General features: G+C 46.3%; 8 protein-coding genes. 3 read left to right on the top strand and 5 right to left on the bottom strand.

The window, feature by feature from the left end; translation table 11 throughout:
* Position 1 precedes the first annotated feature (1 nt).
* Positions 2-652, bottom strand: coding sequence for a radical SAM protein (locus WHS38_06495; protein ID MEJ5300621.1), 651 nt, complete (start codon positions 650-652; stop codon positions 2-4).
* Between the two features lie 173 nt (positions 653-825).
* On the opposite strand from WHS38_06495, the gene WHS38_06490 reads away from it, so the two are divergent.
* Both WHS38_06490 and WHS38_06485 read left to right on the top strand, forming a co-directional pair.
* Positions 826-1,701, top strand: coding sequence for a deoxyribonuclease IV (locus WHS38_06490; protein ID MEJ5300620.1), 876 nt, complete (start codon positions 826-828; stop codon positions 1,699-1,701).
* On the top strand, positions 1,698-2,717 hold the full coding sequence (locus tag WHS38_06485; GenBank protein MEJ5300619.1) for a Clp1/GlmU family protein: 1,020 nt from the start codon (positions 1,698-1,700) through the stop codon (positions 2,715-2,717). Before WHS38_06490 ends, WHS38_06485 begins: the two co-directional genes overlap by 4 nt.
* Before the next feature lies 1 nt (position 2,718).
* Here WHS38_06485 and purN read toward each other — a convergent pair whose 3' ends face one another.
* The 3 genes from purN to WHS38_06470 are packed head-to-tail and all read right to left on the bottom strand — an operon-like array spanning position 2,719 to position 8,891.
* On the bottom strand, positions 2,719-3,447 hold the full coding sequence (purN, locus tag WHS38_06480; protein MEJ5300618.1) for a phosphoribosylglycinamide formyltransferase: 729 nt from the start codon (positions 3,445-3,447) through the stop codon (positions 2,719-2,721).
* A gap of 5 nt (positions 3,448-3,452) precedes the next feature.
* Positions 3,453-7,475, bottom strand: coding sequence for a phosphoribosylformylglycinamidine synthase subunit PurQ (locus tag WHS38_06475; GenBank protein MEJ5300617.1), 4,023 nt, complete (start codon positions 7,473-7,475; stop codon positions 3,453-3,455).
* 18 nt (positions 7,476-7,493) lie between these two features.
* Positions 7,494-8,891, bottom strand: coding sequence for a sigma-54 dependent transcriptional regulator (locus WHS38_06470; protein ID MEJ5300616.1), 1,398 nt, complete (start codon positions 8,889-8,891; stop codon positions 7,494-7,496).
* Positions 8,892-8,959: 68 nt separating this feature from the next.
* Between WHS38_06470 and WHS38_06465 the strand changes: the two genes are divergently transcribed.
* Positions 8,960-11,242: an ATP-binding protein gene (locus WHS38_06465; protein MEJ5300615.1), complete on the top strand. Its 2,283-nt coding sequence runs from the start codon at positions 8,960-8,962 to the stop codon at positions 11,240-11,242.
* A 484-nt stretch (positions 11,243-11,726) separates the two neighbouring features.
* Here WHS38_06465 and WHS38_06460 read toward each other — a convergent pair.
* On the bottom strand, positions 11,727-11,923 hold a 197-nt coding region (locus WHS38_06460; protein MEJ5300614.1), incomplete at its 5' end, for a hypothetical protein.

Here is an 11,923-nt window from a genome sequence, read left to right as displayed (position 1 = left end):
TTCACACACCTCTTTCGCGATCTTTCCATATGTATTTGTGGAGCTGAAGATTAAGGCGAACATCAAGCCTGTCTTTCAAAATCCAGCCTGCAAGATCTGCCGGATCGAGTTCTCCAAACACAGGCGAGAAATTTATAACTCCTCGCCATCCGGTTTCCAGGATTTTTCCCCGCAAGTTTTTAGCAAATCTATAATCATCTCGATCGCCAATCACAAACTTAACCTCATCATGATCTGGCTTAAGGCGTAGAATGTTACCGTAATCGTTATAATCAGCCATACCACTCGATGGACACTTGAAATCAACTATGCGCACAGCTTCTTTGCTAACAAGATCGACATTAAGACTTCCGTTGGTTTCTATTAACACTCGGTAACATCGTCTCAGCATCTCTTCCACCAGGAAGGGGGTCCCACCCTGAAGTAAAGGCTCTCCACCTGTTACTTCCACCAGCCAATATCCGTATCTTTCCACTGCATCAAGCACCTCCTGAACGGTCATCTCTCTTCCCTCTTCCCTGGCATAAACCGTGTCGCAATAACGACAATTGAGATTACATCCCGAAAGACGGACAAAAACACAGGGAAATCCCGCATAGCTAGATTCTCCCTGAATGCTGGCAAATATCTCACAAACTTTGAGTTTGTCCATTAACAACTCCCGCGAAGAAAAATTTCCACCCCTCAAACAAACCGCAAACCGGGAACTTTGTAAAGAAGGAAACCTGGTAAAAAAGTTTCGAGATTTTCACCTTGTCACATTCCTTCATCTCTGGCAGGAAAAAGTTACCGAACACAAGGAGAGAACTTTTTCTGGAGAAATCAATGAAACTAGGGGCTCACGAATCTATCTCCGGTGGACTTCATAAAGCTTTTGATCGTGCTGTTTCTGCAGGCTGTGAAGCTTTGCAAATCTTCCTGGAATCGAGCCGATCATGGCAAACCAAAATTTTGTCAGAAGAAGAAATACGCCTTTTCAAGAAAAAAGCTGCAGAAACCGGGATCTCCCCTGTTCTGGGTCATGCATCTTATCTAATCAATCTAGCCACACCGGACGATGTCCTGTGGCGCAAGTCCTGCCGAATGTTTTTAAACGAACTGGAACGTTGCGAAGTTCTTGGCATACCCTGCCTGATCATCCACCCTGGATCCCACATGGGAAAAGGCGAAACAGAAGGATTAAGAAGAGTCGCCCAGGCTCTTAAAGACGTGCTGATAGCTACATCAGGATTTAAAACCAAAATACTTCTTGAAACTACAGCGGGTCAGGGCACAAGCCTGGGCTATCAATTTGAACATCTGGCATGGCTTATGGAAAACACCTGTCACGATGGGCGAATCGGCATCTGCTTAGACACCTGCCACATTTTCGCTGCCGGCTATGACATAAGAACCCTTGAGTCCTACGAAGCCACAATGCATGAACTGGATAAAGTTATCGGACTCCGTCATGTCCACGCCATCCATCTCAACGATTCCAAAACTCCACTGGGAAGTCGAATAGACCGCCATGAACATATCGGCAAAGGTGCACTGGGAATAGAAGCTTTTCGTTTGATTGTTAACGACCATAGGTTTACCAATCTTCCCGGACTGATAGAAACTCCTAAAGATGCAACTCTTGAAAAAGACAGGGAAAACCTTTCTGTTCTTCGGTCTCTTGCTAACACCAGGAGGAAGACTCGAAAGGAACTGAAATGAACACCCAGATAGAAATTCCTGACTCCTGGGAACGGTTATCTCTGGATGGGCTCTCCGGGCTTTTTATGATCATAGGAGCGCCCGATTCCGGAAAATCCACCTTTGCTCGCTACCTTTTCTCACGCCTCTCCACATACCACGAACGAATCGCTTTCATAGACGGGGATGTGGGGCAGACAACCCTGGGACCCCCAACAACAATGACTCTCGCCGTTTACGAGAACCGTCGTCAAGAAAGCAGTAACAGTTTGCCGACTGTATTTACTTCAGAAACAGAATCATCCCTGGTTGGAGCAAATCCTTTAACCAATTCGCCATCACCCTTACTGGGAACTTTTCGAGTTTTTGTTGGATCGACTTCGCCAAGAGGGCACATGCTCCAGACCGTCATCGGCTTGCACAAGCTGGTCAGGCAGGCTCATAAGCTCAGGGCTACAGCCATCGTTCTGGATACAACCGGGTTGGTGGCTCAGGATCAAGGAGGCACAATACTTAAGCTCTGCAAAATAGATCTTCTGGAACCAAAAGTTGTTTTTGCCATTCGTCGAGATCGAGAGCTAGAACACATCCTCATACCACTCAGGCGATCATCAAGAACTAATCTTGTAGAACTGTCCCCAGCATCGGCAATAACGCCCAGAGATTTCGCAACTCGCAGGGCTCACCGAAGGGAAGCTTTTCGTCGATACTTCGCCAACGCATCCTCCTTAGAAATCCAGTGGACAAAGTTCGCTGTGGTTCCATCACCTGCTTTCCAACAGGGAAGACTGGTAGCGCTGGAAGACAGGCGAGGATTCACTCTTGGTCTGGGTATCGTCCTCCTGATAGACTCACCACAAAGGTTAGTCTCCCTTCTTACACCTCTTCGCTCTGCAGACCGCCTCGATACCATAAAAATTGGAAACCTCTGGCTTGATCCCCAAACCTTCGAAGAACGCAGAAGATGGGGAATCGTCTCGAGCCAATCACAATCCCAACCGGATGATAACCCTGATGAAAGTAAATACGACTTATGACTCAAGCCAGAGAAAAGGCAAAATCTATCCATCTCTGGATGATGTTTCGGTATTGAGGGTCTGTTATGAGAATCTTGGGTCTGCCCTTTTCTCTTGGCAAAACCTTCACCATGCCTTCAGCAAGCCAATTCAGCACCTGAGCGTAAACTTCGTATTCGATAGCAAGTCCTCTCCTGCGAACAGTTTCCACAGTATCTTCAGGAAAGATCGGATACACAGCCTGAGCAATAACAGGTCCTGTATCTTCTCCTTCATCTACAAAGTGAACAGTAATGCCTCCCCAGCGACAGCCGTAGTTAAAAGTGTCTTCATAGCCATTCTGTCCGGGAAAAGCCGGGAGCAAGGCGGGATGAATGTTTATGACCCGAAAAACGCCTTCTTCGCTTCTGAAACGCTCCAGAAAGTGCGGTGTGAGAAGCCTCATAAAGCCGGCGAGAACAACATAGTCTATTGAGTAATTTCCTAGAATCCGCAGGATTTCTTCTTCCGCCTTTTCGTAAGCCACCCGCCGCGGTTGAATCTCTTTAAGGTATCGACTGTAGTCAACAACATAAGCCGGAACACCAAACTTACGGGCTCGCTCTAACCCATAAGCGTCTTTTCGATCGGATATAACCACCTCAACATTAGCAAGAAGTCTTCCATCAGCGCTTCTTTCAAGAATAGACTGCAGATTGGTCCCACTTCCTGAAATGAAAACTGCAAGTTTCAGTTTTTTATCGTTGCTCATGTGGATTACTCCCAATACTTTACGGCGTTTCTAAAGAAGAGCACTCCGAGCCCCACATCAGGAATATCGCCAGAGGATCTACCGGATCGGAACAGAAGTTCTTTATAAAGAGTCCAGTTTGGATGATTGGTAAAATGGTGGAAAGCTTCAGGATGAGGCATCAGTCCCATGATGCGACCTGTGGGATCGCAAATTCCAGCAATATCAAAAATAGAGCCGTTTGGATTAAAGGGATATTTTCCCTGAGCAGGACTCCCGTCAGGGCGAACGTATCTCAAAGCTACCAGTTGATTTTCAGTGAGAGACTCCAAAACCTCCTGAGATGTGTAAAACTTGCCTTCGCCGTGTCGAACAGGGAATTCGACGATGTTCAATCCTTTAGTCCACACGCAGGGAGAGAGTGGATTTGCTTCCAACCACACCCAGGAGTCAACAAAATGACCGCAGTCATTGGGGAGAAGAGCCACTTCTCGAGTAAAAGCCTTCTCATGAGAATTAGAATTTTTCATCCATCTGCCGGGTAGCAGTCCTAGGTTGACGAGCACCTGAAAGCCGTTGCAAATACCAAGTATCAACCCACCTCTATCGGCAAATTCAAGCAGTTCTTCACCAAGGTTATACCTGAGGCGGCATCCCATGATAACTCCAGCTCCGTGGTCGTCTCCCCAGGAAAAGCCGCCGTCTATGACGAAAATTTTAGCTTCTCGCAACCAGGCAGGTTTAGCGATGAGATCGTTCAGATGCAGGCGGATGGCTCTGGCTCCGGCAATCTCCAAAACATGAGCCGTTTCGTAGTCGCAGTTCAAACCGAAACCGGTTAGCACAATAGCCAGAGGCTTACCTGAATCACCAGTGGCTGTGAAGGGAGCAAAAGACACTGAATTCCTGTGCAACTCACCTTCACCTTCAGAAGCAGGCAACAACATCTTCCTCAAGTCGCTTGCACTGCGTTCAGGATGATAAAGTTCAGGGGGATCAGTCTCCTCCTTTCCCGACCAGGATTTCTTAATATCAGCGATCGATTCTTCGAAAAGTATTGAGCCATCAAGCCCTATACATCGGAAGACCGGTTTATCCAGCACAACACCAATTCGCCTTACCGCTTCATCGGCATAACTTCCACAATGCTTTCGGAAAATCGCTTCAAATTTTTCTCTATTCTCAGGCGCCACCGTAACTATGAAGCGTCCTGCCGATTCGCTAAAAAGGATGTAGTCGTTACGATCAATACCGGTTGTCGGGACATTTCCAAGATCAATTTCCATCCCAAGCCAGCCTGCCATTACAACCAGAGCAGCATGAATGGCAAGCCCTCCACGGTAAATCCCATGGCATGACGCCACAAGACCTTCGGAAATGGCTTCTTCGAGAGCCCTATAAAGGGGCACAAAGCTGGAAACTTCAACCTTTGGAACATTCAGTCCCACGTAGCCAAACAGATCGTAGTATTCCGATCCTCCGAGCTCGTTTTTAGTGACGCCGATTATATAAACATCGTCACCCGGAACTTTTGCATCAAGGGTAACGCACTTTGAAACATCGTCCACAATGGTCGTAGCGGTGAACTGCATGGTGGGCAAACCGGAAACTTTATGGCGTTCCCCAAAGGCTCCCTTGAGGAAACCATCCACATACATGCTGTCTTTTCCAGAAAGAAGCGGAATCCCAAAAGCGAGACAGAAATCTCTAAGTGCCCAGTTGGCTCTCACAAGCTGAGCCGCCTTATAGTGACCATCGGGGTTTTCCTGCGGATCATACTGAATTGTGGGCCAGCAGAAGTTATCAACCCCTCCTATGCGATCGAGCCGTCCACCGACGGAGAGAAGTCTTCTAACGCTTTCGTCTATGGTCACGGCAACCATGTGATAGGTATCAATCTGCCCGTAGAAGGGATGAAGAGCCTGAGTGACGGCAAGTCCTTTCATTGAAGAAAAAACTGGACGAATCACAGCAGCATCAGAAGGAATGTCTCTATGAATACCAACTAAAGGTTTTACCACGGAGGTTCCCTGAACTTCGTGATCATACTGGCGCTGGATCCATTCGCGAGACCGCACATTAGGGCGAGCCATCAAGGTGTGAAGAAGTTCCCCGTAATTTTTCGGCTCCTTGATGACGGGCTCGCACAATCCTCTCCGAGCAGGAGAAAGCCATTCAGCTTCAAAGCGCCACTTGGGAAATTCTTCTTCGAAGAACTTCAGATCCAGATATGCGCAGGTCTTACCGTTATAGGTCAGGTGAAGCTTTCCTGTATTTTCATAGCGTCCGATTACGGTGCTTTCCACTTCGTGTTTTTTCGAAAGCTCCATGAAGCGATCGAGATGTTCTGGCTTGATCCCAACCGTCATTCGTTCCTGAGATTCAGAAACCCAGATTTCCCAAGGGTCAAGTCCTTCATACTTGAGAGGCACCCTGTCGAGTTCGACGAAGGCTCCACCTGCAAGCCGAGCTGACTCTCCCACGGACGAAGACAATCCTCCACCGCCGTTGTCCGTAATGAAGGAGATAAGTCCTTCGTCGCGGGCTTCAAGGAGAAAGTCGTGCATTTTCTTCTGAGTGTAGGGATCGCCTATTTGCACGTGCCCCACAGGGGTGTGTTCTGAATAGGCTTCGCTGGAAGCCGTCACGCCGTGAATACCATCCTTCCCTACCCTTCCTCCGCACATCACTATAAGATCTCCCGGCTCGGGTCGTTTGTCATGGCAGGGACCATTGGGAACTGATTGCGGCATGATGCCAATGGATGCGACAAAGACGAGACATTTACCCAGATAGGATGGATGATAAAGGAGGTTTCCAAAGATAGTGGGCACTCCATGTTTGTTTCCGCCATCTCGCACTCCTTCAACGACGCCGTCTAGGAGGCGGCGTGGATGAAGGTGAGGCTTAAGAGGCCCAGGATAGTTTCTAGGACCTACACAGTAGCCGTAAAGTCCTCCAACAAGGCGAGCTCCTTTGCCCGTTCCCATAATGTCGCGATAGACACCGACGATGCCTGTTAAAGCTCCCCCGTAAGCTTCCATATTGGACGGGCTGTTGTGAGTTTCACCGGTTATAACGTAGTGATGGTTATCATCAAAAGCCGCTACTCCGGCATTATCCCAGAGAACCGAAATGACCCAGTCTTTCTTTTTCTGTAGTTCAAGAGTGGGCGCTTCGATACAGGTCTTAAATAAATTATCCACCACCACAGTCTCGCCTGTTTCCAGATCTCGATAGGTGAAGACCCCTCGAAAAGTGTTGTGATTACAGTGATCGCTTCTAGCCTGAGAGATAGCTTCAAGTTCGACATCCGTTGGGTCAGAAAGTCCCACTCTGGCTCGCTCGGCTCTTATTTCCGGACGGTTGAAGTAATTCCTTATGACGGGAATATCCTGCGGATGAAGAGCAAGGTTACGTTCCCGACTAAGACGAGCCAGCACTTCATCGGATGTTACCGAAAGGGTATGCACTCGCCCGTATTCACTATCCTTGAAAAACACTCGCGGCACAATAAAACCGATGCCTTCTTCAGGGTTCCACTCATCGCGAGAAAATATACGCCACTGCTGAATGAGTTCATTAGCCAAGAGTTCTTTTGCGATAACTTCGAGTTGATCTCTCGACAAATTGCCGGAACGGATTTCATAAATCTTTGATGTATAAGCCGCATCTTCCGGGTGAAGATTTCGGCGAAGATAAGAAGAGATAGCTTCAAGAGCCACACTTCCTGCTGTGTCTCTCACTCCAGGTCTGAAGCCAACCCAGATTACCCATTCAAAGGGAATAACAGCAGGATTTGTAAGTGGATCGAAGCTTGATATCTGTGTAACGGGATTGGTGAATATGTCACGTCTTATGGCTTCGTATTCATCTTCGCTGAGACGAGCATCAAAGGTGATAACATGAATGACTCGCACAGGGGATGTCCCCGGTATAGCATCTCCGGGAATGTCCCAACTAAAATAGTCCCTGACCTTCCGACAGATTCTTTCACCTTCGGCATCGAGAATGCCCGGTTTGAGTGCGATTTCCAATCTTTTCAACATTTGTCATCTCCCACTAGCCTACGTTGGAGGCTCTTCCTTTATTTTCTTCAAAAGTCTGTAAATATGCTGACGCTTAAGCCCGCTTTCGCGAGCCGTCTGTGAAACATTACCACCGTGCTTTTCCAGAAGCCTGAGAAGGTAACGGCTCTGAAATTCGTCCAAAATTCTTTCTTTGGCCTCCTTAAAAGGAATGTCGAAAATGGAAGGATCACTTGCAATTACAAGTCCCGATGATGATTTTTTCTGGTCCTGAGCGGGGAACAGGTCATCAACTCCCAAAATATCCCCTGAAGCCATGATGACTCCACGCTCAATTGTGTTTTCGAGTTCTCTCACGTTTCCATGCCAGGGATGATAAATGAGTCTGCTGGTGGCTTCCGGTGAAAATCTCTGAACGGATTTTCCGTGAAGTATGGCGTATTTTCGCAGGAAATGGTGAGCAAGGGGAAGAATGTCTTCTTTTCTTTCTCGAAGGGGCGGCACGTGAATATGGACAACATTCAATCGGTAAAAGAGATCTTCTCGAAATTCCCCCCTTTCAATCTTTTCCTGAAGATTTCGATTAGTTGCCGCGATATAACGCACGTCGGCTTTTTTGATGGTGTTGGATCCTACGGGCTTGTATTCTCCTTCCTGAAGGAGCCTTAGAAGCTTGACCTGGAGGGGAGGAGCAAGATCGCCTATTTCGTCAAGGAAGAGCGTTCCACCACGAGCTTCTTCAATCAAACCTTTCTTGTCTTTTACGGCTCCCGTAAAGGCTCCTTTAACGTATCCAAAGATTTCGCTTTCAAGAAGTGATTCAGGTATAGCGCTACAGTTTATAGCCACAAATGGCTTGTCATGGCGAGAGCTGTGAGAATGTATTGCTCTAGCTACGAGCTCTTTTCCTGTGCCACTCTCTCCAGTGATAAGCACTGTCGCCGACGTTCTGGCAACCTTCATTATCTGATCTCGAACACGGTCTATAGCCTGACTATTGCCTATCAGGCTTGGATAGCCGGACTTTTCAAGCAACTCCTGTTTAAGGCAGAGATTTTCTTGAGTCATCAGATGCCAGCGAATAGCCTGCTGAACCACATGGAGGATTCTATCCTTACGGAAGGGCTTGGTAACATAATCAAAAGCGCCTTTCTTAGTGGCTTCAACAGCCGATTCAATAGTTCCGTAGGCAGTAAGAATAATCACGGCGGTGGTTTCATCTTTGGCTTTCGCAGCTTCCAGGATTTGCATACCATCAACATTGGGCATTTTGAGGTCTGTGATAATAACATGGTAGGTTTGTTTTGAAATAAGATTCAGGGCTTCCCGTGGATCGGAAGTTGCTGTAACGTGATAAGTGGGTTCTGAAGCGAAAATGCGGGTCAGTAGAGTTAGCATGTCGGGTTCGTCATCTACGACAAGAATTTCAATGTTCATAGGTCGATTCTCCCCAAAGTTTGAGTTTCGGTTTTTTATTTGGCTTTTTGAGGGAGGACAAGTCAAGCATGATGTGGAAAGATTGGTTTAAATTAAAAAATGATCTGTCGCCACAGTCTTCTGGCAGGCGAGAACTTAGAAAGATTCTTATCGGCATAGGGCTAGCAACCCTTGTTTTGATCTGTCTGGCAACGGTGCTGGGCATTGTCAACATGCGATATGTTAAGAATGTGGTAAAGGACCAATTCAACGAGGAACAGCTTATCCTTGCCGAAACATCTGCAGAAAGGATTGAAAAAGCCTTTTATAACGCTCTATCGGATCTTGTTTTTCTTAGCACATTTCCAGCTATTCAATATGCTGAGCGAAAATATTACGAACAACTCCTGGCTCTCACCCTACCGCTACTACAGAAGGATTCGATAATGGAAATAGTTAGAGTAAGCAAGGATGGGAAGAGGATTTTTACAGTAAACAGGGAGCAGGGTCTTTTATTTGAAGATTCATCAACGGATCGTGATGAGGCAGCCATATATATGGCTACTGCTCGAAACTCCGCGGCTAGAGGAAAGGCTCTGCCTCTGGAAACTAAAAAAGTTTCCTCAGGTGAACATACCACCGTCTGGATGACAGTGATTACCCCAATCTACGAAAACGCTTCTGATACTGATCACCCCTATCCAAGCCGACGATTATCTGGCTATCTCAGGGCTAGCATTAATCTCACCGAAATGGCAAGAGAAATCGTTGCTACCGTGAGATCGGGGAAAACAGGCTACTCCTGGGTTATAGACCACACGGGTATGTTTATCTATCATCCAGAAGAAAATTTTGTAGGTGAAAACGCCTTCGAGGCAAGAAGTCGCAGAAACCCGAATATTACCTTTGTGCAGATCAATGAAATCCAGAAAAACTACATGCTTCAGGGGAAAAAAGGCACCGGAAGTTACATGTCGGGCTGGCACAAGGAAATCGTGGCTCCAATGGAAAAACTTATAGCTTATAGTCCCGTTAAAATTGAAACTTCAGAGAAGACACTTTTCTGGTCTGTTGCTGTTGTGGCACCTGTTTACGAAATAGAAGGCATTGTAAGTCGCATTTACGCAAGACAAATTCTGTTTCAGGGAATAGTGTTGGGAGCTCTACTTCTAGCAAGTCTTTTTGTGATCATCTATGAATTTAGATGGGTTTCTATTCTGGAAGTTGAAGTGGCAAAGAAAACAGAGGACATAAAAGCCTACGCCACTGAACTGGAACAGTCGGAAGCCAAGTATCGTTCCCTCGTAGAAGGCGCAGAAGATATCATTTTTAGTGTGGATGCTCAGGGCATTATAAAAACAGCGAATAAATCTATGAGGCAACTTTTTAACGTATCTGACGAAAGCGAGTTAGGGGGAAAGCCAATAGATGTGATATTTCCTGAAGATAGCTCATCAGAGCAAATAAAGATCATCAAAAAAGTCATTGCAGAAAGGAAAAGCTTCCGAACAGAGGAAAAAATAATTTCTGGCGGTCGAACCCTGTGGTTTTATCTCAACTATATTCCTCTGGAAGCGGATTATGGATCGCCGCTTGTGCTTGTTATAGGGCGGGATATGACCGAATGGAAGGAAATAGAAGATCAACTCATAAACACGGAAAAACTTGCATCTCTGGGAACTCTTGCTGCAGGTGTGGCTCACGAACTGAATAATCCTCTCGGAATCATGTTGGGTTTTTGCGAACTTCTTCTGGAAAGATTTGAACCCGGTAGTATGGAATATAACGACCTGAAAGTCATTGAACGCCATGGACTTCATTGCAAAAGCATCGTGGAAAGGCTTTTGAGCTTTGCTCGATTCAGTGAAGAAAAGGAAGATTTCTGCGATGTGAACGAAAACATAGAACTGGTTGTTTCCGTAATCGATCATACTCTGGAGATGAATAACATTACTTTGGAATGTTTTCTCGACGAAGACCTTCCTCTTGTAGCCTGTGATCCTAGAGGTTTCCAACAAGTTCTTTTGAATTTGATAAACAACGCCATACACGCCTTGAAAGGAAGACGGGAAAAGAAAATATCCATAAAAACAAGGAAAAAGGGCGAAGCATTTGCTGAAATAAGTGTTTCTGATATTGGCTGCGGGATTCCAAAACATATACTGCCGAAAATTTTTGATCCTTTCTTTACTACAAAAAAAGTGGGGGAAGGGACAGGATTAGGGCTTTCAGTAAGTTACGGTATTGTGACGCAGTTCGGTGGATCCATTACTTGCGAGAGCATTTCAGAAGACGAAAATAACGAAAAAGCTGGGACCACTTTTACCATTATTCTTCCCGTTTATCGTGGGGAAGAGCAAACTAAATCTTAAGAAAATCCTGAAAAGAAAGGCATACCATGCTTTGTGAAAATAAGCGGATCCCCATGGTTACTCCTGAAATTTCATCTTCCTAAAAAAACTATGAGAGTGTTCGAAAATTTTTTCCTTGAAGGGTTACTCTGGCGATAGGTTCACAGGTATAGATAGGCATAATTGGGATAGGGGCGGTAATTTGACCGATTCCCTCCCGCACCACCCGGCATGTGGGTCCTCACTGGGCGGTTCGAGAAGTTTATAGGCGACCTCTTGTGGTTGCCTCTGCAGGCAGCTACTACGGTCTTTGCCGACCTCTCGCCCCGGCTCTCCACCCTTACCCTTTCGGGTGCATGTAAGGGCTACGCATGCGTCGCCCCTATTTTTAATCTGATCTGGTGAATCATATACTGAGTCGTTTTTTAGCCCAAGTTTGTCATTTATTTGTGTAAACTACCGTAATTACTTGATAAGTCATTTTCATTCTACACTACGGATTTTTTTATTCTATTTTTCTCACAGTTTTGAGGGGTTTCAGCGAAAGACCAAGAGCCTGGTATATGGTCACATGAATTGGCTCGGGCTCAGATGTGTGCCGAATGTTAATAACCTGTCCCCTCTCATTTACCATTGTGGTCGTAACTCTGACCTGGCCGTTCAGATGATCACGAAGTGTCTTCCAGTGATGGCAAATACCTT

This window comes from Thermodesulforhabdaceae bacterium (assembly GCA_037482015.1).
Taxonomy (GTDB): domain Bacteria; phylum Desulfobacterota; class Syntrophobacteria; order Syntrophobacterales; family Thermodesulforhabdaceae; genus JAOACS01.
Note: the sequence above shows the minus strand (reverse complement) of the source record. Positions and strands in the feature narration are given on the sequence as shown.

Bases quoted from the DNA above. Each gene is read 5' to 3' on its own strand.
- WHS38_06495 (MEJ5300621.1), bottom strand. From the start codon at position 652: ATGGACAAACTCAAAGTTTGTGAGATATTTGCCAGCATTCAGGGAGAA.
- WHS38_06475 (MEJ5300617.1), bottom strand. From the start codon at position 7,475: ATGTTGAAAAGATTGGAAATCGCACTCAAACCGGGCATTCTCGATGCC.
- purN (MEJ5300618.1), bottom strand. From the start codon at position 3,447: ATGAGCAACGATAAAAAACTGAAACTTGCAGTTTTCATTTCAGGAAGT.
- WHS38_06470 (MEJ5300616.1), bottom strand. From the start codon at position 8,891: ATGAACATTGAAATTCTTGTCGTAGATGACGAACCCGACATGCTAACT.
- WHS38_06465 (MEJ5300615.1), top strand. From the start codon at position 8,960: ATGATGTGGAAAGATTGGTTTAAATTAAAAAATGATCTGTCGCCACAG.
- WHS38_06490 (MEJ5300620.1), top strand. From the start codon at position 826: ATGAAACTAGGGGCTCACGAATCTATCTCCGGTGGACTTCATAAAGCT.
- WHS38_06485 (MEJ5300619.1), top strand. From the start codon at position 1,698: ATGAACACCCAGATAGAAATTCCTGACTCCTGGGAACGGTTATCTCTG.